The sequence below is a fragment of the Corallococcus sp. RDP092CA genome, from assembly GCF_041903675.1.
In the GTDB taxonomy this organism is placed as follows: domain Bacteria; phylum Myxococcota; class Myxococcia; order Myxococcales; family Myxococcaceae; genus Corallococcus.
Window position 1 is genome coordinate 130,873 of sequence record NZ_JAYESI010000021.1, and the last position, 26,016, is coordinate 156,888.

A 26,016-nucleotide genomic window follows, 5' to 3' on the forward strand; every position below is an offset into this window, starting at 1 on the left:
GCGCCAGGACAGGAAGGGGGCCTCGCCCTGCCCCGGGGGCCGGGCTTCCCTGGCGGGCTCGGGAGTCATGGAGCCCGCGAGCGGGGCCTGAGCGGCCGCCGGGGACTTCGGCGCCTCCCGCCCGCTCAGGCGGGCTTCAACCGCTCCCGCAGCAGGTACTTGCGCACCTTGCCGGTGGCCGTCTTGGGCATCTCGTCGATGAGCTCCAGCCGGTCCGGCCAGTACTGGTTGGACATGCCCTGCTGCTTGAGGTGGTCGCGCAGCTCGTTGAGCGTGGGCGGGGCCTCGCCCTCGCGAACCACGACGACGGCGCACACCCGCTCGCCGCCGATCTTGTCGTCCGAGTGCGCGACGACGGCGACCTCCTTCACCTTCGGGTGTGAGTAGAGCGTGGACTCCACCTCCACCACGGGGATCTTGTACCCGTACCGGAAGATGACGTCCTTCAGCCGCCCCACGATGCGGATGCCGCCCCGCCCGTCGTCGCGCGCCAGGTCGCCCGTGTCGAACCAGCCCTCCGCGTCCACCGCCGCGGCGTACACGTCGTCGCGCTTGAAGTAGGTGAGGCACTGGCTGGCGCCGCGCACCAGCAGCCGCCCCGTCCCGTCCGGATACGGCGTGCCGTCCTCCGCGAGCGCGGGGACGATCTTCGTCTCCATCCACGCCACCGCCCGCCCGTCACTCTGGCTGGGCCAGTCCGGCGGATCCTCGTGCCGGGTGATGGTGACCGCGCCGTTCTCCGTCATGCCCCACAGCGTGTGCAGCCGCACGCCGAACACCTCGCGCACCGCCGCGATGAGGTGCGGCGGCACCGGGATGGAGCCCGTGGCCAGCTGCCGGAGCGAGGAGGTGTCGCGCTGGCGCTTGCGCTGCAACGCGATGAGGTTCATCAGGTACGTGGGGATGCCGTAGGTGAACGTGACACGGTGCTCCTCGAAGAGCTTGAGCGTCAGCTCCGGGTCGCCCACGTCCATGTAGACGGCCGTGGCCCCCAGCAGGATGGGCATCAGGTACGAATACGTGAACCCCGTGGACGCCGTCAGCAGCGACGGCAGCGCCACCACGTCCGTCCCGTCGATGCCCAGCGTGTCGCAGAGCGCGCGCGTGATGCCGTAGTTCGTGTTGTGGGAGTGCACCACGCCCTTGGGCTCCCCCGTGGTGCCGGACGTGTAGAGGATGTTGCACACGTCATCCGCGGCCGCGGGCGCCACGCCCTCCAGTGACGCCTCCCGCTCCCACTCGCGCTCGATGAAGTGGCGCTCGAAGTCCCGCTCGCCCGCCTGGAGGTCGCTGTTGTCGCCCAGCAGCACGCGGTGGCGCAGCGACGGCAGCACCGCCGCGATGTCGCGCGCCATGTCCCGGTGCGAGTGCCCCGTCCACGACGTGGGCCCCACGTACACGGACGCCTCCGTGCGCCCCAGGATGAACTCCACCTCGCGCCGCCGGTAGTCCGGCGGAATGGGCGCGATGACCGCCCCCAGCCGCGCGCACGCCAGCGCCAGCGCCGTGAAGTGCCACCCGTTGGGCAGCTGCACCGCGACGATGTCCTCGCGCCCCACGCCCAGGTCGCGCAGGCCCAGCGCGAACCGTTCCATGTAGCGCGCCAGCTCCGCGTAGCTCAGCCGCGTGATGTCCTTGGAGAAGTACCGCGCGGCGATGATCGCGGGCTTGTCCGGGTGCGCCTGGACGCAGCGACGCAGATCGTCAACCACCGTGGTGTCACGCCACCAACCCCTTCGCCGGTACTCGGACCCCTTCTCCACTGCCGCTGCGTGATGGAAACGCTGCCCCATGCGAAGGTCTCCTCCGAGCGGGCGATGCCAGGGAATGCCGGGCGCGCCGCGCCTGTAACACCGCGAGATTGCCGGGTAAGACGGTTTTTTCTCGTAGGTCTATATCTTAAGAAAATCCGCGTTGACGCCGCATGATGCGATTTCCTAGGGTGTCTCACAACAGCCGGATTCCTTGGCTGTGACAGCGACGCTACGGGCATGACTTTCTCGGCGAACTCAACGACCCCCGGGCTGTCGCGCGAGGCGCGGGCGCCAGATGAACCCACGGGCTCCCGCGGTCTGGTGGCGCCTGCCCGTGTGGGGGAGGCGCCCGCGGACGCGGGGCTGGCGCTCCTGCCGGGCCGGGCGAGGCGGATCCGCCGGACCATCGTGCGGCTGGCGGCGACGCCGTCCGGCTGTCACCTGGGCGGCTCGCTGTCGATGGTGGAGATCCTGGTGGCGCTGCTGGGCCGGGTGATGCGCGTGGATCCGCGCGCGCCGAAGGCGCCCGAGCGCGACCACCTCATCCTGTCCAAGGGGCACGCGGCGGCGGGGCTCTACGCGGCGCTGGCGGAGTTCGGCTTCGTGGACGTGGAGACGCTGGTGCGCGAGTACAACGCGGACGGCAGCATCTTCACCGGACACGTGAACGCGGCGGTGCCGGGCGTGGAGTTCGCCACCGGCAGCCTGGGCCACGGGCTGGGGCTGGGCGTGGGGCTGACGCTGTCCCACGCGCTGCGCGGCGAGCCCCACCGCACCTTCGTCGTCTGCGGCGACGGGGAGATGGGCGAGGGCTCCAACTGGGAGGCGCTCCAGGTGGCGTCGCACCGCCAGCTCACGGGCCTGACGCTGATCATCGACCGCAACGGCGGGCAGAACGACGGGCCCACCGAAGCCATCCTGTCGCAGGAGGCGCTGGTGCGGCGGCTGGACGCGTTCGGCTTCCAGTCGCTGGAGGTGGACGGGCACGACCTGCCCGCGCTCGTCGCCGCGCTGGAGGCGCCCGTGGCGGGTGGCCGTCCCCGCGCCATCGTCGCCCGGACGCGCAAGGGCGCGGGCGTGCCGATGCTCAAGGGCAGGGGGCCGCACTACGCGGTGTTCTCGCCGGAGCACCTGCGCCGGGCGCTCGCGTCGCTGGGGGAGGACGCTTGGTGAGCGCGTCGCTCGCCATGGCGGTGGACCTGGCGCAGGCGCCGGAGGCGTGGCTCGCCGCGCACCCGGCGCTGTCCAGCCGGCTGGTGTTCCGGCACGCGGCGGCGCGGTTCGCGGAGGAGGACGCGCGCGTCGTCTTCCTGGAGGCGGACCTGGGCGGCGGGGGCGATCCGTTCGAGGCGCGCCACCCCCAGCGCTACTTCAACCTGGGCATCTGCGAGGCCACCATGCTGGACGTGGCGTGTGGCCTGGCGCACGGCGGGCACACCGTCATCGCGCACAGCTTCGCGGCGTTCGGCGTGATGCGCGCGTGCGAGCAGGTGCGGCTGAACCTGGCCTATGCGCGCGCCAACGTGAAGCTGGTGTGCGACTACGGCGGCGTGTCCGGTGCCTTCTTCGGCCCCACGCACCACGCCATCGAGGACCTGGCCGTGCTGCGCGCCATGCCCAACCTCACCGTGGTGTCGCCCGCGGACGGCCTGGAGACGGTGCAGGCCACGCGCGCCATGCTCCAGCACGACGGGCCGGTGTACCTGCGGCTGGGCCGCAACCGCGTCACCCGGCTGGACGTGCCGCGCCCGCCCTTCGAGCTGGGCCGCGCCGCGCTCCTGCGCGAGGGCGACGACGTGGGCTTGCTGGCGCACGGCGAGGTGGGCGTGTCCGTGGCGCTGGACGCCGCGAGGCTGCTGGAGGCACGGGGCGTCTCCGCGCGCGTGCTCAACGTGCACACGCTCAAGCCGCTGGACGAGGAGGCGGTGCGCGAGACGGCTTCGCGCACGCGGCTCCTGGTGACGGTGGAGGAGCACAACGTATTGGGCGGGCTGGGCAGCGCGGTGAGCGAGACGGTGTGCACGCTGGACCTCCAGCGGCGCGTGCTGCGCGTGGGCCTGCAGGACCGGTACGACTCGCGCGCCGGCTCGCACGAGGCGCTGCTCAGGGGACATGGGCTGGAGGGCGGGCAGGTGGCCGAGCGCGTCCTGGGCGCGCTCCCAAGGCCCCCCGTGTTCGCCGTGGAATCCACAACGAGGAGGGACTGACATGCAGGTCCAGAACCCGAACCCGATGACGCAGTCCGTGCCGGCGGAGCAGTGCCCGCTGTGCGCGCAGCCGGTGCCGGGCGGCAACCGGATGGTGGGCGAGGTCCTCTCCTGTGACGGCTGTTCCGCCGAGCTGGAGGTGGTGGGCCTCAACCCGCTGCGGCTCGAGGAGGCACCCGAGGTCGAGGAAGACTGGGGGGAGTAGCCCCGCGCCATGCGCAAGGTCGACCTCGTCTATACGCGCGTGCGCACCGAGGAGAAGCTCCTCCTCGAGGCGCTGCGCAGGCGCGACTGCGCCGTCAACCTGGTGCAGGACTCCGGGATGGTGCTGTCCATGGACCGGCAGCGCGTCACCGGGGCCGACACCGTGTTGATGCGCAGCATGTCCTTCACGCGCGCGCGCTACCTGGCCACGTTCCTGGAGATGAAGGGGCTGCGCGTGCTCAACAGCGCGCGGACCATCTCCCTGTGCGGGGACAAGGCGCTCACCAGCGCCGCGCTGGCCGCGAAGGGCGTGCCCATGCCGTGGACGCTCGTGGCCTTCGACGAGGACGCGTGCCTGGAGGCGATCGAGAAGAAGGGCTACCCGGTGGTGACCAAGCCCGTCCTGGGCAGCTGGGGCCGGATGGTGGCCCGGCTGGACTCGCGCACCGCGGCGGAAGGGGTGCTGTCCACGCGCTTCGGCACGGGCGGCGCGCAGGACCACGTGGCGCTGGTGCAGGAGTACGTGGACAAGCCGGGCTATGATTTGCGCGTCTACGTCATCGGCCGGGCGGTGGGCGGCTTGAGGCGGCGCTCCGAGCACTGGGTCACCAACACCGCGCGCGGCGCCGTGCCGGAGCGCTACGAGGTGCCGGTGGTGCACGCGAAGCTGGCGGAGGCCGCGGCCGAGGCGGTGGGTGGGGACATGGTGGCGGTGGACCTGCTGGAGACGCGCGGCGGCGACATCTACGTCAACGAGGTCAACCACTGCGTGGAGTTCGCGCGCAGCCTCGACGCGACGGGCGTCCCGCTGCCGGACCTCATCGCGGAGTACGTCGTGTCCGGCGCGGGCGGCGGCGCGGGGGCCCGGAGATGAGCGTGCGCGTGGCGGTGCTGGGGGCCGCGGGCTACACCGGTGGCGAGGTGCTGCGCCTGCTCCTCGCGCACCCGGCCGTGGAGGTGGTGCAGGCCACGTCCGGCCAGTTCGCCGGCAAGCGCCTGGACTTCCCGCACCCGCACCTGCGCGGAGTGGGGGCGCTGCGCTACACGCCGCACGACGCGCTGGAGCCCTGCGACGTGCTGGTGAGCTGCCTGCCGCAGGGCGAGCTGCTCCAGCGCTGGCCGAAGGTGTCCCGGCTGGCGGAGCGGGTGGTGGACCTGAGCGCGGACTTCCGCCTGGACGCCGCGGGGCACGCGCGCTGGTACGGCAAGCACCCGCGTCCGGACGACGTGCCCGCCTTCGTCTACGGGCTGCCGGAGTGGATGGGCGACGCGCTGACGAACGCGCGCCACGTGGCGATCCCCGGCTGCATGGCGCACGCGGGCCTGCTGGCGCTGCTGCCGCTGCTGCACGCGGGGCTCGCGCGTCCGGAGGTGCTGGTGGTGGACGCGAAGACGGGCTCGTCCGGGGGAGGCTCCACGCCGGACCGCGCGTCGCATCACCCGGAGCGCGCGAACGCGCTGCGCTGCTACAAGCCGGTGGGCCACCGGCACACGGGGGAGCTGGAGGGCGTGGTGGCGCGCGTCACCGGACAGCAGCCCACCATCCACTTCAGCGCCACGGCGGTGCCGGGCGTGCGCGGCATCCTGGCGACGGTGCACGCCTTCGCGGCGCGGCCGGTGGAGGAGGCGGAGGTGGTGCGCGCCATCGCCACGCGCTACCGCGAGAGGCCCTTCGTGCGGCTCTTGCGGCCCAGCGCGTCCCTGTCGCCGTTCCCGGAGCCCGGGCCGCTCCTGGGCACGAACCACTGTGACATGTCGGTGGACGTGGACGCGGAGCGGGGCCGCATCGTGGTGAACGCGGCCATCGACAACCTGGTGAAGGGCGCCGCCGGTACGGCGGTGCATGCGCTGAACCTGATGCTGGGCCGCCCGGAGACGGAGGGGCTGGGCTTCCGGGGCCTGCATCCGCTCTAGACCGCGGTCCGACCCGCGCTTTTTGACTCCCGAGGAGCCTCACGCCATGAGCAGCCCGAGCACGAAATCGAAGGCGGACGCGTCGCTGTCCCCGGGCGCGGCGTTCGCGGCCGCGGTCCGGCAGCACGGCACGCAGGCGCACGTGGACTACGACACGTCCATCGTGGATGCGTTCCCTGGCTTCAAGCGCCGTCCGCGCATCGCGGTGCGCGGCATGTTCAAGACGGCCAGGGCGGAGCGCGACCCGGTGCCCTTCTGGTACGAGACGCACCCCCAGACGAAGCCCACCGGGCCGGTGCAGGACCTGGAGCTGCGGCCGGAGGCGGGGTTCGAGTTCCACCAGGACACGCAGGCGCTCAAGCCCACGCGCGCGTGGATCCAGGTGCCGCGCAACCTGCTGGAGGACACGCAGGCGCTGGCGCAGTTCATCGACTTCCGGCTGCTGGTGCGGCTGAACACGGCGGAGAACCAGGCGCTGTGCATGGGCAAGGGCGGGGACGGCGTGCGGGGCCTCTTGCACACGCCGGGCATCGTGCGGCTGCCGGCGAAGAAGAACGCGGTGGCCTCGCTGCTCAACGCCTGCGCGCAGGTGGAGCAGATGGGCGGGTCCGCGGACGGCATCGTCATCAACTCGCTGGACTTCTACGAGCACCTGGTAGGCCAGCAGTCCCTGCTGTCGGACCTGGCGGCCATGGGCATCCGCCTGTGCCGCACGCGGATGGTGAACCCGGGCACCATCATCGTGGGGGACTTCACCGCGGCGGCGACGCTGTATGACAGCCAGCGCTCGGTCATCCGGTTCGCGGAGCCGCCTCCGGGCATCTTCCCGCGCGAGGGCCTGGCGGCCTACGGCGAGGTCTACACGACGCTCGCGGTGCACCTGCCCACCCACTTCTTCGTGGCGTCGCTGACCTGATGGCCCCGGCGAGCGCGAAGGGCGAGGGCGCGTCGCTCACGGTCCTCTACATCACCGGCTGGTGCCGCAGCGGCAGCACCATCCTGGGCAACGTCCTCAACGAGGTGCCGGGCTTCTTCCACGTGGGGGAGCTGAGCTTCCTGTGGAGGAACGCGTACGGGAACGGCTCCAACACGCTGTGTGGCTGCGGGCAGCAGTTGCTGGAGTGCGGCATCTGGAACACGGTGCTGACCGGCGATGTGCCGGCGGGCCTGACGCCGCGAGCGCACGCGGACGCCGTGGTCCGCCGTCAGCGGGCCGCCGTGCGCACGCGGCACACGTTGCGGGTGCTGGACGAGGCGGGGGACTCGCAGGCGCTCCAGGCGCACGCGGACTTCCTCGCTCGCACGTACCGCGCCATCGCGCGGGCCACGGGGAGCACGGTGCTGGTGGACAGCGGGAAGTTCCCCTCCGAGGCGGCGCTGCTGCCGCGCGTGGAGGGGATCCGGCCGCTGTATCTGCACCTGGTGCGTGACCCTCGCGCGGTGACGCACTCGTGGACGAAGACGAAGCAGTACGTCGTCCCCATGTCCGCCGCGCGCAGCACGGCGTACTGGCTGGGGTTCAACGCGGCGTCCGAGGAGGTGACGCGGAGGTTCCCCGCTCAATCGCTCTTCCTGCGCTACGAGGACTTCATCGCCGCGCCGGACCGCGCCGTGGACGCGGTGCTGGACCTGGTGGGGGGGCCGCGCGCGCAGAACCCGGTGAAGGGCCGCACGGTGGTGCTGGGCAAGAACCACACCGTCACCGGCAACCCGGACCGCTTCCGCAGCGGGCCCACGCTGCTGCGTGGCGAGGACGACGCGTGGAAGGGAGAGCTGGCACCCGGAGCGAAGGCGCTCACCGTGGCGCTCGCGTGGCCCCTGATGGCGAGGTACGGGTACTTCAATGGCGCGAGGCGTGCGCCCGTCGGAGAGACCGCGCCGGGCACAGCGGGCGCGGGGACCCGTCGCTGAGCCTGCGGACATGAACTCCGTCCCGATGGCTGAGAATGCGAGAACGCGGCAGGGCCCCTGCCGGAGGCGCGCCGAGGAAACCTGTCGGACCGTCGGACAGGCTCAGAAACTCCGTGGCAGAGGGGCGCCGTGTCGCCAGGTCCGCAGATGCCTGTCGGACAGTTGGACAGGTCTTGAAGCACCGTGGCTGGGTGGAGTGCCAGTTCGTCCGAACTGCGGAAACCTGTCGGACGGTTGGACAGGTTTTCGAGAACCGGGGGCGGGGACACCATGAGCGATTCGCGGGAGAGGAGCGCTCCGGGGTGGCTGGGATGATGAAGGATGGCCGGGGCCGGTCGGACATGCCTGGGGCGTGCCGCGACACGTCATCCGTCGGCGGTGGGGCTGGCCAGGAATGGCGTGCCGGGTGGGCCTGCTGCGGTTCGCGGTTCGGAGGTCAGGCGGGCCCGGGCGGGAGCCCCTGCCTCGGCCCGTGAAGGCGCGGTGCGATGACGTGCGGTGGGCTCGGTCGGGCTCGGCCGTGCTCCAACTTCTGGAGGGATGCGGATGGAACTGGGACTCGCCAACAAGGTCGCGCTCGTCGCTGGTGGCTCCAGCGGGCTGGGACTCGCCGTCGCGGAGGAACTGGCGAAGGAGGGGGCTCATGTCGCCATCGGCGCTCGGGACTCGACCCGGCTGGCCCAGGCGGAGGCCCGGCTCAAGTCCGTGGCCCGGGGTGGCCGCGTGCTGACGACTCGCGTGGACGTGATGGACGACGCCGATGTGCGCCGCTGGGTGGAGGCCGTGGTGGCGAAGCTGGGCGCGCTGCACGTCGTCGTCACCAACAGCGGCGGCCCACCTGCCGGGCCGGCCTCCACCTTCGGCCTGGATGCGTACCGGAGCGCGGCCGACACGGTGCTCCTGCCTCCCATCTCGCTGGCGCTCGCGGCGCTCCCTCACCTGAAGGCGGCGGGATGGGGACGGCTGCTGTTCATCACCTCGGAGACGGTGAACCGTCCGGTGGCCCGCTTCGCCCTGTCCGGCTTCGCGCGCATGGGCATCGTGGGCTTCGCCGCCGCGCTGGTGCAGGAACTGGGCGATGCTGGCATCACCGTCAACGTGCTCGCGCCGGGCTACATGCGCACGCCCCCCGTGGAACACAGCGCCAGTCGCTCGGGCGACATGGAGGCGGGCCTTCGTGCCATGGGCGCGCACATCCCGCTCAAGCGCGTGGGGCTCCCGGAGGAGCTCGCCGCCGCGGCGGTGTTCCTCGCCAGCGAGCGCGCGTCCTTCATCACCGGGACCGTGCAACTCGTGGACGGTGGCGCGAGCGTCATCGGATGAGCGCGAACGCCGCCCCGCCGTCCCGTTGCCCCGTCGTCGTCAAGATTGGCGGCGCGGCGGGCGTGGACCTGGAGAATGTCTGCTCGGACGTCGTGGCGCTCGTCCGCCAGGGTGAGCGCGTCGTCGTCGTCAACGGCGGCTCGGAGGCGGGTGAGCGGCTCCTGGGCTCGCTGGGCCTGGAGCGCCCGGAGGCGACCACCGCGAGCGGCAACGTCGTGCGCCTCACCTACGCCCCCACGCTGCGCGCGCTCACCATGGCGTGGGTGGGCGAGGTCAACAAGGCCGTGGTGCTCGCGCTGCTCGCGAAGGGCGTCACCGCCCTGGGCCTGTGCGGCGCGGACGGGCGCGTGCTCACCGCGCGCAGGCGGCCCCCCCTCAAGTTGCAGGGCCCCGATGGCCGGATGCGCATCGACCGCGAGCACCTGGCCGGGGAGGTCTCCTCGGTGAACGCGGCGCTCCTGGGCACGCTGCTGGAGGGCGGCTACGTGCCCGTCGTGTGTCCTCCCGCGGTGACGGAGGACGGGGTGCTCGTGAACGTGGACGCGGACCACGTGGCGTCGTCCATCGCGGCGGCGCTGGGCGCGAAGGCCCTGGTCATCCTCTCCAACGTGCCGGGGCTGCTCGCGGATCCGAAGGACCCCGCCACGCTGGTGCGCGCCAGCGACGACGTGGAGGGCTGCATGCCGCTCGCGGGCGGACGCATGCGCTACAAGCTGGAGGCCGTGCGCCGGGCGTTGCAACGCGGAGTCCCGACCGCCTACGTGAGCGCGTCTCGCGTCGCGCGGCCGGTGTTCTCCGCCCTGGAGGAGGCGGGCGGCACGAAGTTCACCCTGCGCGAGCAAGGCGGAGCGAATGCGGACGCGTGAACCCGGCGCCGGCTTGTTGCGCTGGATGGTGGAGCAGTACAGCCCCAGCCACCAGGAGGCGTCCTTCTCCCGTGCGCTGGTGGAGCGGCTGGGGGCTCGCGGCTGGCGGGCGCACACCGACGCCGTGGGCAACGCCGTCGCTCGCTATGGCGATGGGGACACCGTCATCGCGTTCCTCGGCCACATCGACACCGTGCCCGGCGTGGTGCCCGTGCGGCTGGAGGGACAGAGGCTCTACGGCAGGGGCGCGGTGGACGCCAAGGGCCCCCTGTGCGCGTTCATCGAGGCCGTGGAGCTGCTGGACGACGCCGAGCGCGCCGGCAAGCAGTTCCTCCTGCTGGGCTGCGTGGAGGAGGAGGTCGCCATCACGCGCGGCGCCCTGCACGTGCGCGACCAGTACGCCCCGGACTTCGTCATCAACGGCGAGCCCAGCGGCGCGCACGCGGTGACGCTCGGCTACAAGGGGCTGCTGCGCCTGGACCTGGAGCACCGCGCCAGCCGCCGCCACACCGCGAGCCGCGACTACCGCGCCGCCGCCGAGCACGTCGTCGACGCGTGGAGCGCGCTCAGGCGCCTGTGCGACGACTGGAACCGGGAGCGGCCGTCCCTCTTCGAGCAGAACCTGCCCTCCCTCAACGCCTTCCACACCGGCGCCACGGAGACGGAGGAGTGGGCCACGGCCGCGGTGAGCATCCGCACCGGCCCGTCCACGGACACCGACGCCCTGCTCGCGGCGCTCGCCACGGTGCCCACCGTGACGGTGCGCACCGTGGCGAAGAAGGACGCCGTGTCCACGAACGGCAACGACGCGCTCTCCCGCGTCTTCAAGCAGGCCATCCGCGAGCGCGGCGTGAAGCCCACGCTGCGCCTGAAGACGGGCACGTCCGACTGGAACACCGTGGCCTCCGCGTGGCGCGTGCCCACCGTGGCCTATGGCCCCGGCGACGCGGCCCTGGACCACACGCCGGACGAGCACATCGACCTGCCGGAGTACGAGGAGGGCGTCGCGGTGCTCGCCCGCGTGCTGGCGCTCCTGCCGGCGAAGGCGGCTCGCGGGGACGCGGCCTGACGCTCAGGTGCCCAGCGCGGCCAGGCCCCGCGCGCGCAGGGTCCGCATCCCCACCACGATGCCGAAGAAGAGCAGGGCGCTCCCGGCGGTGATGGGGCGCACGCCCAGGTGGTCCGACAGCGCGCCCTGGCCCCAGACGCCCAGGATGTAGCCCGCGTTCACCAGCAGGAGGAACAGGCTGCTCACGCGCGCCTGCAATTCCGGCGGCGTGCGCGCCTGGCACACCGTCTTCAGGCCGGTGAAGGCGACGAGGTACACGGCGCCCAGGAGGAACAGCGTCACCAGCGCCACCGGCAGCGTGGGGGACAGCCAGTAGGCCGCGGAGCACAGCCCCACGAGCAGCAGCGCCGCCTCCAGGAAGGCCCGCCGCCCCATCCGGGCGAGGAGGGGGCCGGAGCCGAACGCCGCGATGACCGCGCCCGTCCCCTGCGCGGTGAGCAGCAGGGACGTGGTGGTCGCGTCCCCGCCCAGCACCTTCAGGGCGAACACCGGCACCAGGCCCACGAAGGGCGAGATGAGCAGCCCCAGCAGCGCCCCGGAGCCCAGCGCGAGCGCGATGCCCGGGTCCGTCCACGCCAGCCGCACGCCGCGCAGGATGCCGGCCCACAGCGCCTCCGTCCTCGGGGGCAGGGCGCGCTTCGCCCCGCGCATCCCCGCGAGCGCCAGCAGCACGGCCAGGAAGGACAGCGTGTTGACGAGGAGCGCCCCGGAGATGCCCACCTTCGTCAGGACGATGGCGGCCAGCATGGGACCGATGACGCGGCCCAGGTTGAACTGCGCCGAGTCCAGGCTGAGCGCGTTGTGCAGGTCCTCCGCGGGCACCACCGCCACGGTGAGCGCGGTGGCGCAGGGGATGACCAGCGTGCTGAAGGCGCCGTTGAGCAGCGAGAGGGCCGCCACCCACGGCACCGACAGGTTCCCCGTGCCGGCCAGCACCGTGAGCAGCGCGGCCAGCAGCGCCTGCATGCAGACGCACACGGCCATGAAGATGCGCCGGTCGAAGCGATCCGCGAGCGCGCCGCCCAGGGGCGCGAGCACCAGCGAGGGCAGGTACGTCAGCGCGGCGACGCCGCCCGTCCACGCCGCCTGGCCTGTCACCTCCGTGACGTAGACGCCCAGGGCGACGGACTCCATCCACGTGCCGATGTTGGACACGAGCGTGCCCAGCCAGAGGAGGGTGAAGTCGCGGTGAGACAGGGCCCGGACGGCGGCCGAACGTGAAAGCAGGGAGGTGGCCACGGAGGGGCTCTTTCTACAGCGCGTCCCTGATGCGTGCTCGGTGGGCGCACGCCTACACGGTGGTTGACTCCCTGCCTGCCTTTGAGAGACGGGGAAGGTCATGACGCGGCCCAAGGTTCTCGTGGTTCCCCGGGAGATTGCCGGCGAGCGGCTCGACCGGTTCCTGACGAAGCACGTCCCGGGCCTCACGCCGGAGCGCGCCCGGGCGCTGCTGGACGCGGGCCGGGTGCGCATCCGGGGCAAGAAGGCGCAGGCCACGCGCAAGCTGTGGGGCGGCGAGGAACTCACGCTGGAGACGCCGGAGCCCCGGCCGTCGCCGCATGCGTCAGGGGAGGGCCCGGCGCTGCCAGTGCTGTACGACGACGCGGCGCTCGTCATCGTGGCCAAGCCGCCGGGGCTGGTGGTGGAGCCGGAGGGAAGGGCGGCGTCGGTGGTGGGGCTGCTCGCGGCGCGGTGCCCTCCGTTCGACGTGGAGGGCGTGGCCCAGCCGGGCGTGGTGCACCGGCTGGACCGCGAGACGAGCGGATGTCTGGCCTTGGCCCGGACGGATGACGCGGCGGCGGCGCTCCTGAAGGCGTTCCAGGAGAAGCGCGTGGACAAGCGCTACCAGACGCTGGTGCTGGGCCGCCCGCCGGACACGGGGCGGCTGGAGGGGCCCTACGCGAGGGACCCGAAGGACCCTCGCCGCTTCACGACCCGCGTGCCCTCCGCCAGGCGCGCGGCGTTGACGTTCACGGTGCGCGAGCGGTTCCGCGAGGGCGCGCTGCTGGACATCGACCTGGACACGGGGCGCACGCATCAGATCCGCGTGCAGCTGTCGGAGGCCGGGTTTCCGGTGCTGGGCGACTCGCTCTACGGCACGGAGGAGGCGCGCGGGCACCCGGCGGCGCTCGCGGTGGGGCGCCAGGCCCTGCACGCGTGGCGGCTGGAGGTGTCGTCCTCCGCGACGGGGCGCGTCGTCCAGGTGGAGTCGTCGCCGCCGGAGGACTTCCTCCGGGCGCTCACGGTGCTGCGTGGAGGCACATGCTAGGGTTTGGGGAAGAGGGGAACATGCAATCGCGGATGAAGCGGTGGGGCGGTGTGGCGCTGGTGGCGGCGCTGTGGCTCGTGGGCTGTGGCGCCTCGACGAGCCCGGCGGCTCCCGGCGGCCTCGTCCCCCGAGGCGGACCCCGACCCCGCCGCGGAAGCGGGTGCGGCGCCTCGGGGACGTGGCCTCGCGCCGGGCGTGGCTAATCGCGGCGGAAGCCCGAGTCGTCTTCAGCCTCGGCCTCAGGTTCGGGCGGCTCCAGCCGGGCCTGCCGCTCACTGGCCTCCCAGGAGGCCTGGGCGTCACCGGCGTGGACGCGGGCGGCGGCATCGTCGTCCTGGTCCGCCGTCCAGGTGGTGTGGCCTCCCGCATAGCCCTCCAGGGGGCGGGCGCCGCGGCGTGACTCCACCTCCAGGTCCTTCTGCTCCTGCTCGCGCAGCCGCTTGCGCTCCTGCTCGCGCTCATGGTCGTGCTGCTGCTCCAGGATCCGATCCGCCATCTCGCACCACCTCCAGCCTCAAGGTGGGGCCGGCCGCGCGGGACGGCAGGGGGAGGCGTGCGTTCGTGCACGGCCGCACGGCTGGCGTGCGGTCGGCGGCACGGGCGCCCCACGGGGTACGCTCGGGGAGCCCGTGTGGGCCGGGCCGCCTGGAGGAGCACGGCGCATGGGGTCAGCCCGCGACCTGCAAGACACCGACTGGGACTGGCTCACGTAAGCTGCCCGGCATGCGCCAGCACTTCGAACGCCGGACCACCGACCGGCTGCTGCTCCGCGCGGTTCGCGAGAGCGACCTGGACGCGGTCTTCGCCCTCCATTCGGAGCCGGCGACGAACCGGTTCAGCCGCCGTGGCTACATGCAGACGCTGGAGGATGCGCGGCGGATCATGGGCCTCTGGCTGGAGGACTGGGCGCGCGAGGGCGTGGGCTACTGGCTGGTGGAGCGGCTGGAGGCGCCCGGCGTCGTCGTGGGCCTGGGCGGCCTGCGCCACAAGGAGCTGGAGGGCCAGCGCGTGCTCAACTTGGCCTACCGCTTCGCGCCCGAGACCTGGGGCTCCGGCTACGCGACGGAGGTGTCCCGCGTCGCGCTGGCGCTGGCGGCCCGGCACCTGCCGCGGGTGCCCCCGGTGGCCATCATCCACCCGGAGAACACCGCGTCCATCCGCGTCGCGGAGCGGCTCGGGATGCGCGTGGACCGCCACATCCTCGAGGACGGCATCCCGAACCGCGTGTATGTGGTTGGCTGAGCGCGCTCAGCGCGGCTCAAACGACGCGCAGACGCGCACGCCGCTGCGGACGTCGCGCGCGGTCGCGTCGCCGGGGGAGAGGTCGGCGCTCGCCGCGACGAAGGAGTCGTAGTACCAGGAGCCGCCCCTCAGCACGACGCTGCCGAACTCCGGCGTCACGGAGCGCGTGAGCTCGTAGGCGTTGCCCGCCATGTCCCGCAGGCCGAAGGGGCTCACCGACGCGGGGTGCGTCCCCACCGCGTCCGGCCCGAAGGCCAGCGGCCGCCGGTCATACGTCGCGTCGATGTTGGCGTCGTCCGGCTGGAGCTGGTCGCCGTGCGGATAGCGGCGGCCATCCGCGCCCCGGGCCGCGTACTCCCATTCATGCTGGCCGCACAGGCGCGCTCCCGGCAGCCGCTTCGTCCGGTGGAGCCAGTAGAAGTAGCCCTCCAGGTCCTGGGCGGAGACGCCGGACAGCGGCAGCCGCCTCCAGTCGACGCTCGCGTGCCGCGTGCGCTCCGCGTAGAGCAGGGGCTCACCTTCCTTCGCGGTGCGGAACTCCTCGCGGGAGCGGTGGAAGGTGAAGACCCAGCCCGTGCCCTGCCGCCACCGCAGCGTGAGGGCGCCCCCGTCGCCGAAGTGCGGCTGTTCGAGGATGCGCCTCGCGGGCGCGTCCGGCGGCAGGTCCTCCAGGTAGGCCAGCCAGTCGCCGAACGTCACCTCGTCGCGGCCCACCAGGAAGCCGCCGGTGAGGCAGGCGCGGTGCATGGGCGGGCTGAAGGTGAAGCGGCGCACCACCTCCGGCTCCGCGCTGCCCAGGAGGAAGCAGCCCGGCGGGACGTAGACGTACCCGTCGGGCACCTGCGTGGGCAGCGTGAGCCGCAGGGCCTCACGGGCGCCGTGCGTGAGGAACACCGGGACATCCACGGGCACGCGCCCCGGCTGCGTGACGTGGAGCAGGTAGGAGCCCTCCGGGAGGACGAAGCGAGAGGCCCCCGTGTCCGGGAGGGCTTCGCTCCGGAACGGGCCGTCGCTCCGGATGACGCGCGCGATGGCCACGTGGGCCCCCGGGGGCGTGCTCTCGAACGTCAGCTCCGCGGGCTCCCGGAGGCGCCGCAGGGAGGCCTCGCCCTCCTTCGCGGCGTCCACCTCCTGCTCCAGGCGCTGGAGCCACGCGTCGCGCTCGTGGCGCTGGTGGAAGGCCTCCGCGAGGAGGACGCGCTCGGACAGGACCTCCGCGATGAGCCGGCGCGTGTCGGGGTGGTGGCGGTCCCGGTCCAGGCCGCGCTCCAGGCTCCGGCTGGCGCGGGTGAAGGCCGCCTCCGCCTGGTCGCGCAGGGCGAGCGTCTCCGTCCAGCGCTCCTCCGCGGCGCCGCGCAGGCCCGTGGCGTCCGTCGCGGTCTCCGGGCCCAGCGAGGACGGCGCCCGCCCGTCGAACATCGCCAGGGACTCCGCGCGGCTCGTGAGCGCCCTCGCGGTCAGCGTGCGCCCGGAGGCCAGCGCCTCCCGCGCGGTGCCCAGCTCCGCGGCGATGATGCGCGAGTCCTCCAGGTACGCCTGGAGCTTCAGGCCGCCATAGGACGCGAGCACTGCGAGCGCGAGCACGAGCGCGGTGAGCCCCCGGCCCCAGCGCGCGCGGCGCACGGCGCGGTGGGACGCGCTCAGGAAGGCCTGCTCCCGGGTGCCCAGCGTGGCGGGGTCCAGGAGCCGCACCTCGTCCAGCTGGCGCTGCCCCCAGAGCGCTTCGCTGGCGCGGCGCAGCCGGTCCCACTCCGCGCTGGCCGCCTCCACGCGCTTGCGCAGCACGCGGTGCCCGATGTCGTCGTCCAGCCAGTCGCGCAGCGTGCCCCAGCTCGAGATGAGCGACTCGTGGGCGATCTCCCAGCGCGGCAGGCCGTTCACCGTGCGCGTGTGCAGCAGCCGGCCCTCGACGAGCATGCGCAGCGCCCCGCGCGAGACCTCATCCGACGCGTCCGCGAGGTCCTCCGCGCCACGCTCGATGCGCGTGCCCTCCGCGGTCACCAGCTGGATGAGCAGCCGCCGCGCCGCCGCGTGCTCCGCCGGGCGCATGCGCGCGAGCACGCCGTCCGCATGCCGGGACAGCGCGCCGGCCACGCCCCCCATCGCGTCCAGCGCCGCGCGCGTGATACGGCCCCGGGCCGCGTCCCGGCGCTCCCACAGCTCCGCGAGCGCGAACTGGAGGAGCGGGAGGCTGCCCACGCCATGCGCCGTGGAGGCGACCAGCGTCTGCACCAGCTCCGGTGACTCGAAGGCCACGCCCCGCGCGCGGGCCGGGCCGATGATGGCCTCGCGCACGCCCTCGGGCGACAGCGGCCGGAGGATGTAGAGCGCGCGCTCCGCCTCCTCTCCCAGCCCTGGCAGCGCGCACAGGCGCGTGAGGAAGTCGCCGCGCACGGCCAGCAGCACGCGCACCCCCGGCGACGGCAGGGCCAGCTCCCCCAGCACGCGGGCGACTTGCGCGGCCTGGCCGGGGTCGGAGAGGGTGAGCAGCTCCTCCAACTGATCGATGAAGAGCAGCAGCCCCCGTCCCCGGCCATGCGCCTCGCGCAGCGCCTGCCCCAGCCACGCGGGCGTGTCCGTGAGGGCGGTGACGAGCTCGGCCTCCTTCCGCCCCAGCACCGGCGCGAGCGCGGCGGCCAGCGCGTCGAGCGGGCGATGGCCGGGCCACAGCGTGACGATGTGCGGCTGCCGCCCGTCGCCCAGGTCGCCGGCCGCCACCCGAGGCAGCACCCCCGCGCGGCAGAGCGAGGACTTGCCCGTCCCGGAGTCCCCGGCGACGAGGACCTGCGGGCGCGTGCGCAGGCGCTCCAGCACCGCGCGGACGTCGCCCTCGCGTCCGAAGAAGAGCGCCCGGTGCTCGGCGGCGAACGGCGCCAGGCCCCGGTAGGGGTTCCCGGCGGCCAGCGGCGCGGGCGCGATGGAGCGCTCCAGGTGCTCCAGCGCCTCGCACAGCGCCTCCGCCGAGGCGAAGCGCTCCTGCGGCTCCACCGCGAGGCAGCGCAGGATGAGGGCGGCGAAGTCGGGGTCCACCTCCGGGCCCAGCGGGGCGCGGGGCGGCGTGTCCTCGGGCCTCCGCGACGCGCGGCGGGGCACCTGGCCCGTGCACAGCTCGTGGAGGATGAGGCCCAGCGCGTACAGGTCGCTCCGGGCGGTCGCGGGGCCTCCGGCGAGCAGCTCCGGCGCCAGGTAGGGCAGGGTGCCCACGAGCAGCGGTGCGCCGGACGCCAGCTCCGCGCCCACCTCGAAGCGCTCGGCGAGCCCGAAGTCGAGCAGCTTCACCTCGCCCTCGCGCGTGACGAGCGCGTTGGAGGGCTTGAGGTCGCGGTGCAGGACGCCCTGGCGGTGCGCCGCCGCCAGCCCCCGCGCCAGGCCCACGCCCAGGGACAGCACCCGGCGCCACGGCACCGGCAGGGGCAGCTCCGCGAGCGTCTCTCCGACGACGTACTCGGAGACGATGTACGGGTGGCCGTCCACCGCGCCCACGCTGAACACGCTGACGATGTTCGCGTGCTGGAGCCTCGCGAGCGCCCGGGCCTCGGTCGTGAACAGGTCGCGGAAGCGCGCATCCGGCCGCGCCGTCGCCATGAACTTCACCGCCACGCGCCGGTCCAGCGACGTGTCGTGCGCCAGGTACACGATGCCCATCCCGCCCCGGCCCAGCGGGCGCTCCAGGCGGAACGCGTCGAACGACGGCGGCGGCGCCCAGGGCTCCGGCTCCGGCGGCGGCAGGCGGTCCGTCTCCCGCGCGTCCGGAGGCTCCGGGTCCTCCGCCTCCGAGCGCCGGATGCCGGGCGTGAGCGTGGCCAGCAGGCCGCGGCACTCGTTGCACCCCGCGGCGTGGCGGTGCACCTGTGCCAGCGCCTCGTCCGTGAGCCGGTCCTCGAGGAGCTCGACCAGGACCTCGTCGGTCAGGCAGCTGGAAGCAGGCGCGCTCACGGAAGGTTCCGCCCCTCACGCTAGGCCACGCGGCGCGCGGCGTTCAATGACACGCGCGGACGCGGTGCCCCACACCCTGCGCGAGGCGCGCCTGGAGGGCGGCTCGGAGCGCGTCATGCTATGGCCTTGCGCATGTCCCAGGTGCCCGCACTGGCCGCGACCTTCCTCGCGCACGCGAAGACGCGCTTCGTGCCCCCCTCGCCGGAGGAGCTCGCCGCGCTCGACGCCCTGCTGACGCGCGCCTGGGAGGACGCGCAGGCGCGCTGGCCCAGCGTCACGCTCTCCGCCGAGCGCTTCGTGACCCACGTCGCGGAGCGGCTCCCGCCAGCGAGCCCCACCGCGCCCCTCGCGCCGCTCGTCTCCGGCCTGTCCCTGCCGGAGCTGTACCTGGCGTGCGCCTGTCTCCACGGCAGCGCCGCCGCGCACGAGGCCCTGGAGCGCCACTACCTGGCCCGGCTGCCGGAGCGGCTGCGGAGCCTCCGCCAGCCCGACGCGATGATCGACGAGGTCCGCCAGCGGGTGGGCGTGAAGCTCCTGGTCGCGAACACCGGCCACGCGCCGGCCATCGCGGACTACACGGGGCGCGGCGGCCTCTTGAGCTGGGTGGTGGTCATCGCCAGCCGCATCGCGAACAAGCTGCGGGGCCAGGAGCAGCCCTCCTCGGAGGACGACGCGGAGGAGCTGTTCAAGGCGCTGCCCGCGCAGGGGTTGGACCCGGAGCTGGACGTGATGAAGCGCCGCCACCACGCGGCCTTCCGCCAGGCCGTGGGGGCCGCCGCCGCCGCGCTGTCGGCCGAGGATCGCCATCTGCTCCGCCTCCACTTCGCCGACCGGCTCTCCACGTATGAGATGGCGCCGCTCTTCCGCGTCAACCAGTCCACCATCTCCCGCTGGCTGAAGCGGGTGCAGCAGCAGGTCTACACGGAGACCCGGCGCCGCCTCCAGGAGCAGCTGGGCCTCTCCACGGAGGACTTCCAGAGCTTCATCGCCTTCGTGGACAGCCAGCTCGACCTGACCTTGAGCCAGCTGCTCGGCGAGCGGCGCGAGCCCCCGTCGGAGGGCTGAGCTACCGCGCTCGCGCGGGGGCCGCCTTCGGGGGGCCATAGGACAGGTTGCGCAGCAGCGCGGCCCCGGGCTTCACGTCGCCGCGGCGCACCGCGCAGACCTCGCCGTCCTCGCGCGTGTCGCCCGTGTCCGCCTGGAACCGGCCGGGGCACTCCTGGAGGATGAGCTCCAGCGCGCGGCCGTCGCGGGTGCGGGAGAGGCAGGTGGCGCCGTCGGGGGCCCAGGCGGCCTCGAAGGAGCCCTTCGCCGGGTCCCACTCCCGCGTCACCTCCGTCGCGCGCTCCAGCACGCCCAGCCGGTCGTAGATGTCGATGGTGGTGTCCTGGCGCGTGTGGCTGCGGCCGTTGCCGCAGTAGTCCGCGCGCGCCAGCCGGGTGCACGCCTGGTGGAGGCCCGCCAGCGACTGCCCGTCGCGCGAGGCCCAGGGCGCGTAGCCCCAGGAGATGCACTTGGCGATGGCGCCGTTCTCACACGCGAAGGTGACCCGGTCCGGCGCGTCCGCGTGGGCGCCGCTCGCGTCCCACACGCCGCCCACCGCGAGCGCTCGCGGGGCGGGGGAGCGGTCCAGCGCGACGCAGGGGTTCTCCCACTCGCGCGCCACCGGGTTCCAGGCCTCGATGCGGTAGAAGACGCGGCTGGCGTCGTCCGCCGCGGGCTCCGCGCCGCAGATGGCCACCTCCACGGGCTTGCCGTCGCTGGCGGTGCCCTGGAGCACGGTGCCCACCACGTCGCTGGCCGTCGCTCCGGCCTCTGGCGCCGGCACCGGCCACAGGCGGCCATGGTCGAAGCGCAGGCCCCTCACCCCTTCCTCCGCCTGCCGGGGCGCGTCCAGCGAAGCGGACACGAGCACGCTGGTGCGCTCGTCCGTCGGCTTCTCCGGATCCCAGCTGCGCTTGGTGCCCCACAGCATCGTCCCCTGGGGCCGGGCGATGCGCTGGGCCGTCTGGGACTGGCAGCGGCGCGCGTAGCGCTCGGCGTCGGAGGGGGCGCTCACGGACCGGGCGGGCCCGGGCTTCGGGGCGGCGGGCGGCGCGGCCTGCACGCGCACGGACAGGAGCAGGAACAGGCACGCCGGCAGGGTTCGGAGGGACGTGTTCACGCCTCCGATGAGCCCCCGGGATGGAAATCGATGCACGGAATCCTCCCGCCCTGGACCCCGGGCGCTCAATCCCAGCCCCTCAGCTGGACGCGCACGCGCCGCAGCAGCAGGTCCCACTCCTGGCGCTTGAGGGTCGCCAGCACGCGCCCGGTGACGATGGTGAGGCCGGTGAGCGTCATCACCGCGAAGCCGACGCGGTGGTCCCGCAGGCCCGCGTCGAGCAGGTTGGCCACCACGTCCAGGAGGAGGAACAGCGTCCCCAGCGCGAGGTAGGCGCGGATCCGCAGCGCCATGCCCACCGCCACGCCCAGAAGACAGACGGCGCCAAAGACAATCGCATACGTCCCGTCCGCGGACTCGCCCATCCGGGCCGCCAGCTTCGCCGCCGCGGGCACGTACAGCAGGAGTCCGCCCAGGACGCGCACCGCGTTGCGCGCCGCGTGCGGGAGGCTGGACGTGAAGAGCTGCCCCATCATCAGGAGGAGCAGCCCGAGCGGGGCCAGGTACACCTCCAGGCCCTCCAGGCCGAACGCGAGCGCGGCGAGCAGCAGCGCCAGGTTGCAGGCGGCCGCGGCGAACGCACCGAACATGCGGCTTCGCTCCACCGCGCCCAGCGCCGCGTACAGCAGGCCGGAGCCTCCCGCGAACAGGGCGGCGTCGCCCGTCGCGTCGCCGGGGAGGACAACCGCCACCGCGATGGGCAGCAGCGCCGCGAACCGCCGCGTCGCCTGCTCCACGGGCCGCACGCCCGCCCTGCGCGCCAGCACCGTCACGCCGACGAGGACGAAGCCCAGCGACAGCGCGAAGAGGGCGTCATGCTCCGGGCGGAGGCCCTGCGCGTACAGCCCGCGCACCAGCGCGTAGACGCCCACCACCGCCACCTGCACGAAGTAGACATGGCGGCCCGTGTGCTCGCGCCACGCGGCGTGCAGCGCCACGCCCACGGCCAGCCCGATGGCCGCCAGCGCCACCGGCAGCACGTCCTCCGGGGCCCGGCCTCCCAAGGCGACGGCCGCGAGCAGCAGCGCGCTCGCCACCAGCCACAGGTCGCGGCCCCAGCCCATGCCTCCCGCGACCTCGTCCCGGCGGCGGGCCGTCACGCGGCGGGCGACGTGGAGGGCCAGCGCGCTCCCCGCGGCGGCCAGCGCCAACGCGGCTCCGGACCGGGTGAGGAGGTGCAGGTACCCGGGCGCTCTGGGGTGCATGCCCTGCGCGAGGACCGCCAGCCCCGTGGTCACGACGGCGCCTCCGGCGACCATGGTCCCGAGCCCCGCGATGAACCCGGCGAGCGCCCCGCGCCACTGGAACGCCGCGACGAGCAGCGCCGCCGCGAGCAGCCCCAGCGTCAGGGGGAGCGCGAGGGACCTCATCCATTCCCCCGCGAGCCCGTCGAGCATCGCCAGCACCAGGGTGGGGACGGCCAGGGTCGATGACGTGCGCCCTCCGACGCCCAGCGCATACACCGTCGCCGCGATGAAGGAGGGGAGCACGGCGAGGTGGGCGCGCAGCCGCGTCCGGCCCTCGTCGTGGCCGCGCCGCTTCGCGAGCCAGGGCGCGACGACCACCACCCCGAGCCCCAGCAGCGCCAGCGTGGGCCCCGGCCATGGCTCCAGGTGCGGCACCCGATGGGCCAGGGCATGGACCAGCAACAAGAGCCCCACGCCCACCACGCCGCGCCCGTGCCCGCGTGTGCCGCCCACGAACAGCCCGGCACCCGTGGCGAGGACGAGGACCGCCGCGAGCACGCCGGGCTGGAAGAAGGCCGCCGCCACCACGAGCGCCACGGCCGTGAGGGCTTCGCGGCGCAGGGCGTGGAGGAAGGGGCCCGGCCTGTCATCGGTGCCCAGGGACAGCAGCCGCCGGAAGAGCGCGCGGGCCGCGTCCAGCTGGGACACCGCGACCGCGAGCACCGCGTACACGAGCCCGGCGGCGGCAACGCCCGCGAACGCGTGCAGCCACAGGAGGAACCCGGTGCTGTGCGGCGGCATCCAGGCCGCCGGGTGGAGCCACCCCCGCTCGGGGCTGATGAGGTGCGCCGCCGAGGCGCGGATCCATTGCCCGTCGGGCGGCGCCAGGGCCATCAGCGGCCCCCCGAGCAGCGACTGCTGCGTGGCCCAGAGCGCGGCGCCGGGAAGCCCCAGCAGGAGCCCCGCGTGCGCCAGGAGCCGCGAACGGAACGAGGCCGCGAGCAGGACCCCCAGCAGCGCCGGTCCCAGCACCAGCAGCGGCGGCACCAGTCCCAGCGCGCGAGACGGATCCGGCAGGCCCACGACGACCGCGGAGCGCAGGAGCAGCACGGCCAGCACGGCCACGCCCAGGTGCGGCACCAGGTGATACAGCGGCCCGTGCCGTGGCCGCTCCAGTCGCTGGCCCACCCAGGGCCCCACGCGCCGCAGGGCCAGCGCCAGCACCCAGAGCGCGACGCCGACCAGCAGCACCCTCCAGGCGGACACCTCGGGCGGGAGCGGCCGGCCCGCGCGGTTGACGACCGCGGTGAGCGCGACGAACCCGCCGCCCAGGGCGAGCGTCACCACCGAGCCCCGCAGCTGGAACGCCACGAAGCCGCGCGACGCGAACGCCAGGAGCGCGCCGGCCGTGAGCAGCCCCCCCGCGAGCAGGGCCAGCGGACGCTCGGAGCCGTCGGGCGAGGCGACCCAGTTGAGGAGCGTGATGACCGTGAACGCGGCCTGCACGAGCGCCGCGCCCGCGAAGCCGTCCGTGAAGAGCGCACGTCCCCGCGCGCCGAAGGGCAGCGGAGCGAGGTCCATCAACCGCCGGCCCTTCGCCTTGTCGAAGCCCGGGCCGCGAAGCATCGCGACGAGCGCGAACCCCAGGCCCAGCCCGGACGCCACGAGCGCCGCCCGCGCGGAGGCGAAGTCGGAGACCGTGCCCGCTGCCTGGGACACCGTGAGCGCGAGCGCCGTGGCAGCGAGGAAGCTGACGGACCGGCTGCCCTCGCGCCGCACGCGGAGCAGCAGCACCCCCGTCAGCAGCGCCATGGGCACGCAGGCGAGGACCGTCGCCCGGAAGGCCGAGCCCCCCGCGAGCACGCCCGGCAGCACGGGCGCGACCCCCAGGGCCCGCGCGACCCCGAGCGCCGCGATGCCCAGCGACAGGTCCTCCAGGGGCCGGAGGGCGTTGCGCAGCCCCTGGCGCTCCGCCCACGCGGACTGCGCCAGCCCGCCCACGCCGTAGAGCACCGCCGCGAGCGCGAAGACGCCCAGCCCCGCCGCGCTGGACGCGAGCCACGGCGTCCCTCCCACGGCCGCGAGCGCCCCGAACAGCAGCGCGACACCGCCCAGGGAGTGGAGGCCCCGCCACCGCCACCGCCCCGCGAGGTGGGCCGCGCCCGCGATGACCGCGCCCGCGGCCGCCCGGGGCCAGGGCGCGTCCGTTCCATGGAGCCACGCCAGCACGGAGAAGGCAGGCATCGTCGCCAGCGAGACGACGACGCCCCAGGCGAGCAACCGGCTGCGAAGGAACGCGGAGGGCGTCCCGCGCGCCAGGAGCAGCAGCCCGGCCGCCACCGCCGCGACGCCGAAGCACCACCACGCCGGCACATCCGGCGCCTGCACGCGCGCGACCAGCGCCCCCGCGAGCAGCGCCGCCATGGCGGCCGGATGCACCAGGGCCCGCCGACGGAACTCCAGCAGGAAGAAGACGAGCGTGGCCAGCACCGGCGCGCAGGCGGACGCCACATCCACCCAGACGTCCTCGCCCGGGTCTCGCGAGAAGGCGCCCAGCGCCCCCGCGACCGCGCCGCTGGCCACCACCGCGTGCGCCAGCGTCTCGAACACCGGGGCCGCGCGAGGCGCCGCCGCCCGGATGGCCTCCGACGACGCGCCCGCCGCCACCACCGCGCCCAGCGCCACCGCCCACAGCACGAGCCCCGCGAACAACGGGCTCCCCGGGTCCAGCGCATCGAAGCCGGAGGGCCCGCTCACCACGCAGAAGACCGCCAGCCAGATCGCGCCGTAGAGCGCGGCGCCCGCGCCGACGAACGAGGCCCGGCCCGCCTCCGCCGTCCGCGCCCGCCACACCGCCGCCCCCAGCGCCCCCACGCCCGCGAACGCGCACAGGGCCCGCGGCCAGGGCGCGTCATCCCAGCCCATCAGCGGGAGCCCCGCGAAGAGCGAGGGGAACAGCGCCACCGCGAAGGTCCCGGCGGAGGTCCCGGGCCACAGCCGCCCGGCGGCCCGCAGCGGCAGGAGCGCGACGGCGGCGACCCCGAGCGCCGTGGGCACACCGACCGCGGGCGTCAGCGCCACCAGGGCCGACAGCGCGACGAACACCACGGGCAGCAAGCCGAGCCCGATGCCCGCCAGGACGCGCCCCGCCGACCGCGAGCGCCGCGACAGGAACGCGCCCAGCCCGATGAAGGCCGCGTGGTAGCCCAGCAGCGCGCCCGTGACGATGAGCTGCCGGGGCACGCCCCCCAGCGCCCGCCACGCCTCGCGCACGCCCATGAGCGAGCCGCCCAGCACCAGCACCGCGCCGAGGAACCACCAGAGATACTCATGGAGGCGGGGAGGGTTGTCGCCCTCGTCCAGCGCGATGACCGCCTCCAGGCCGCTGCCTCCCAGCGAGTCCAGGTGCCCGCGGCCGAACAACGCCTGCCCCGAGCCCAGCGCCGACCCCAGGTCCTCCTCGGTGGAGGACTCGCCGTCGTCCACCTCCATCACCCGCCGCCGCGCCGCCTGTTCCCGCTCCGCCCGGGCCGTCTCATCCAGCGAATGCGCGAGCGAGGCCAGCCACCCCGGACGCCACCCGCCCGCGCGCCTCAAGGAGCTCGCGACGTCATCCGCCCACGCCTCGACGCGGGCCGCGGAGTCGAGCTCGGGGGAGGGGTCGGGCTCGCGGACCGCCAGGGCCAGGGGCGCGGGCTCCCCTGGAACGCTCGCGCCCCCTTCAGGAGGAGCGACGAGCGACGCCTCCAGGCGCTCCGCCGTGTCCGGGTCCAGCAGCCCGTCGGAGCGCCAGCGCTCGATGCGCCGTCGCATCCTCGCCAGCACGAAGTCATCCAGGTGCCGCCCGGCGGCGGGCACGAGGGCGGCGCCGCACTCCGGGCACAGGGGCCCGGAGTCCGTCGCGCGCGGTTCCGTACAGGCAGGACAGAGCATGTGCGTCAGCATACCGGGCCGCGCGCTCCCGGAGCGC

Annotated in this window: 19 protein-coding genes; 13 read left to right on the top strand and 6 right to left on the bottom strand. The window is 74.2% G+C overall.

All coding sequences use genetic code 11. The features are described from left to right. Positions 1 to 125: 125 nt before the first annotated feature. The gene (locus U8525_RS22455; protein ID WP_374268327.1) at positions 126 to 1,712 is read right to left on the bottom strand and encodes an AMP-binding protein; all 1,587 of its coding nucleotides are present in this window, start codon (positions 1,710 to 1,712) and stop codon (positions 126 to 128) included. 363 nt (positions 1,713 to 2,075) lie between these two features. Between U8525_RS22455 and U8525_RS22460 the strand changes: the two genes are divergently transcribed. The 10 genes from U8525_RS22460 to U8525_RS22505 all read left to right on the top strand — a co-directional run bounded on the left by U8525_RS22460 (position 2,076) and on the right by U8525_RS22505 (position 11,248). Then, complete coding sequence (locus tag U8525_RS22460; protein WP_374268328.1) at positions 2,076 to 2,927, top strand: thiamine pyrophosphate-dependent enzyme; 852 nt, start codon at positions 2,076 to 2,078, stop codon at positions 2,925 to 2,927. Continuing rightward, complete coding sequence (locus U8525_RS22465; protein WP_374268329.1) at positions 2,924 to 3,961, top strand: transketolase family protein; 1,038 nt, start codon at positions 2,924 to 2,926, stop codon at positions 3,959 to 3,961. The genes U8525_RS22460 and U8525_RS22465 overlap by 4 nt, the downstream gene beginning before the upstream one ends. Position 3,962: 1 nt before the next feature. Beyond that, a complete protein-coding gene (gene lysW, locus U8525_RS22470) occupies positions 3,963 to 4,166 on the top strand; it encodes a lysine biosynthesis protein LysW (RefSeq protein ID WP_374268330.1) in 204 nt (67 codons plus the stop codon). Between the two features lie 9 nt (positions 4,167 to 4,175). Next, positions 4,176 to 5,039, top strand: coding sequence for a RimK family alpha-L-glutamate ligase (locus U8525_RS22475; RefSeq protein WP_374268331.1), 864 nt, complete (start codon positions 4,176 to 4,178; stop codon positions 5,037 to 5,039). Next, a complete protein-coding gene (gene argC, locus U8525_RS22480) occupies positions 5,036 to 6,079 on the top strand; it encodes an N-acetyl-gamma-glutamyl-phosphate reductase (protein WP_374268332.1) in 1,044 nt (347 codons plus the stop codon). Before U8525_RS22475 ends, argC begins: the two co-directional genes overlap by 4 nt. Before the next feature lie 46 nt (positions 6,080 to 6,125). Continuing rightward, the gene (locus U8525_RS22485; RefSeq protein WP_374268333.1) at positions 6,126 to 6,995 is read left to right on the top strand and encodes a family 3 encapsulin nanocompartment shell protein; all 870 of its coding nucleotides are present in this window, start codon (positions 6,126 to 6,128) and stop codon (positions 6,993 to 6,995) included. Further along, complete coding sequence (locus U8525_RS22490; RefSeq protein WP_374268334.1) at positions 6,995 to 7,990, top strand: sulfotransferase; 996 nt, start codon at positions 6,995 to 6,997, stop codon at positions 7,988 to 7,990. The genes U8525_RS22485 and U8525_RS22490 overlap by 1 nt, the downstream gene beginning before the upstream one ends. 546 nt (positions 7,991 to 8,536) lie before the next feature. Next, positions 8,537 to 9,313: an SDR family NAD(P)-dependent oxidoreductase gene (locus U8525_RS22495; protein WP_374268335.1), complete on the top strand. Its 777-nt coding sequence runs from the start codon at positions 8,537 to 8,539 to the stop codon at positions 9,311 to 9,313. Beyond that, positions 9,310 to 10,179, top strand: coding sequence for a [LysW]-aminoadipate kinase (locus U8525_RS22500; protein ID WP_374268336.1), 870 nt, complete (start codon positions 9,310 to 9,312; stop codon positions 10,177 to 10,179). Before U8525_RS22495 ends, U8525_RS22500 begins: the two co-directional genes overlap by 4 nt. Further along, complete coding sequence (locus tag U8525_RS22505; protein ID WP_374268337.1) at positions 10,166 to 11,248, top strand: M20/M25/M40 family metallo-hydrolase; 1,083 nt, start codon at positions 10,166 to 10,168, stop codon at positions 11,246 to 11,248. The genes U8525_RS22500 and U8525_RS22505 overlap by 14 nt, the downstream gene beginning before the upstream one ends. 3 nt (positions 11,249 to 11,251) lie before the next feature. Here the strand turns inward: U8525_RS22505 and U8525_RS22510 are convergent, their stop codons facing one another. Further along, positions 11,252 to 12,487 carry an MFS transporter gene (locus U8525_RS22510; protein WP_374268338.1) on the bottom strand — a complete coding sequence of 412 codons (1,236 nt, stop codon included), beginning with the start codon at positions 12,485 to 12,487 and terminating at the stop codon, positions 11,252 to 11,254. Positions 12,488 to 12,587: 100 nt separating this feature from the next. Here U8525_RS22510 and U8525_RS22515 point away from each other — a divergent pair, with 100 nt between their 5' ends. Continuing rightward, a complete protein-coding gene (locus tag U8525_RS22515; RefSeq protein ID WP_374268339.1) occupies positions 12,588 to 13,517 on the top strand; it encodes an RluA family pseudouridine synthase in 930 nt (309 codons plus the stop codon). Positions 13,518 to 13,716: 199 nt separating this feature from the next. Here the strand turns inward: U8525_RS22515 and U8525_RS22520 are convergent, their stop codons facing one another. Next, complete coding sequence (locus U8525_RS22520) at positions 13,717 to 14,013, bottom strand: hypothetical protein (protein WP_374268340.1); 297 nt, start codon at positions 14,011 to 14,013, stop codon at positions 13,717 to 13,719. 227 nt (positions 14,014 to 14,240) lie between these two features. On the opposite strand from U8525_RS22520, the gene U8525_RS22525 reads away from it, so the two are divergent. Continuing rightward, the gene (locus U8525_RS22525; protein ID WP_374268341.1) at positions 14,241 to 14,759 is read left to right on the top strand and encodes a GNAT family N-acetyltransferase; all 519 of its coding nucleotides are present in this window, start codon (positions 14,241 to 14,243) and stop codon (positions 14,757 to 14,759) included. A 6-nt stretch (positions 14,760 to 14,765) separates the two neighbouring features. Here U8525_RS22525 and U8525_RS22530 read toward each other — a convergent pair whose 3' ends face one another. Next, positions 14,766 to 18,695 (bottom strand): protein kinase, encoded by a 3,930-nt coding sequence (locus U8525_RS22530; RefSeq protein ID WP_374268342.1) that lies wholly within the window; start codon positions 18,693 to 18,695, stop codon positions 14,766 to 14,768. 120 nt (positions 18,696 to 18,815) lie between these two features. Here U8525_RS22530 and U8525_RS22535 point away from each other — a divergent pair, with 120 nt between their 5' ends. Further along, positions 18,816 to 19,760: an RNA polymerase subunit sigma-70 gene (locus U8525_RS22535; protein WP_374268343.1), complete on the top strand. Its 945-nt coding sequence runs from the start codon at positions 18,816 to 18,818 to the stop codon at positions 19,758 to 19,760. Between the two features lies 1 nt (position 19,761). Here the strand turns inward: U8525_RS22535 and U8525_RS22540 are convergent, their stop codons facing one another. Both U8525_RS22540 and U8525_RS22545 read right to left on the bottom strand, forming a co-directional pair. Next, positions 19,762 to 20,859 carry an ADYC domain-containing protein gene (locus tag U8525_RS22540; RefSeq protein WP_374268344.1) on the bottom strand — a complete coding sequence of 366 codons (1,098 nt, stop codon included), beginning with the start codon at positions 20,857 to 20,859 and terminating at the stop codon, positions 19,762 to 19,764. Between the two features lie 65 nt (positions 20,860 to 20,924). Next, the gene (locus U8525_RS22545; RefSeq protein ID WP_374268345.1) at positions 20,925 to 25,991 is read right to left on the bottom strand and encodes a hypothetical protein; all 5,067 of its coding nucleotides are present in this window, start codon (positions 25,989 to 25,991) and stop codon (positions 20,925 to 20,927) included. Positions 25,992 to 26,016: the final 25 nt, after the last annotated feature.

Bases quoted from the DNA above. Each gene is read 5' to 3' on its own strand.
- U8525_RS22525 (WP_374268341.1), top strand. From the start codon at position 14,241: ATGCGCCAGCACTTCGAACGCCGGACCACCGACCGGCTGCTGCTCCGC.
- U8525_RS22535 (WP_374268343.1), top strand. From the start codon at position 18,816: ATGGCCTTGCGCATGTCCCAGGTGCCCGCACTGGCCGCGACCTTCCTC.
- U8525_RS22490 (WP_374268334.1), top strand. From the start codon at position 6,995: ATGGCCCCGGCGAGCGCGAAGGGCGAGGGCGCGTCGCTCACGGTCCTC.
- lysW (WP_374268330.1), top strand. From the start codon at position 3,963: ATGCAGGTCCAGAACCCGAACCCGATGACGCAGTCCGTGCCGGCGGAG.
- U8525_RS22545 (WP_374268345.1), bottom strand. From the start codon at position 25,991: ATGCTGACGCACATGCTCTGTCCTGCCTGTACGGAACCGCGCGCGACG.
- U8525_RS22515 (WP_374268339.1), top strand. From the start codon at position 12,588: ATGACGCGGCCCAAGGTTCTCGTGGTTCCCCGGGAGATTGCCGGCGAG.
- U8525_RS22500 (WP_374268336.1), top strand. From the start codon at position 9,310: ATGAGCGCGAACGCCGCCCCGCCGTCCCGTTGCCCCGTCGTCGTCAAG.
- argC (WP_374268332.1), top strand. From the start codon at position 5,036: ATGAGCGTGCGCGTGGCGGTGCTGGGGGCCGCGGGCTACACCGGTGGC.
- U8525_RS22485 (WP_374268333.1), top strand. From the start codon at position 6,126: ATGAGCAGCCCGAGCACGAAATCGAAGGCGGACGCGTCGCTGTCCCCG.
- U8525_RS22475 (WP_374268331.1), top strand. From the start codon at position 4,176: ATGCGCAAGGTCGACCTCGTCTATACGCGCGTGCGCACCGAGGAGAAG.
- U8525_RS22505 (WP_374268337.1), top strand. From the start codon at position 10,166: ATGCGGACGCGTGAACCCGGCGCCGGCTTGTTGCGCTGGATGGTGGAG.
- U8525_RS22495 (WP_374268335.1), top strand. From the start codon at position 8,537: ATGGAACTGGGACTCGCCAACAAGGTCGCGCTCGTCGCTGGTGGCTCC.
- U8525_RS22520 (WP_374268340.1), bottom strand. From the start codon at position 14,013: ATGGCGGATCGGATCCTGGAGCAGCAGCACGACCATGAGCGCGAGCAG.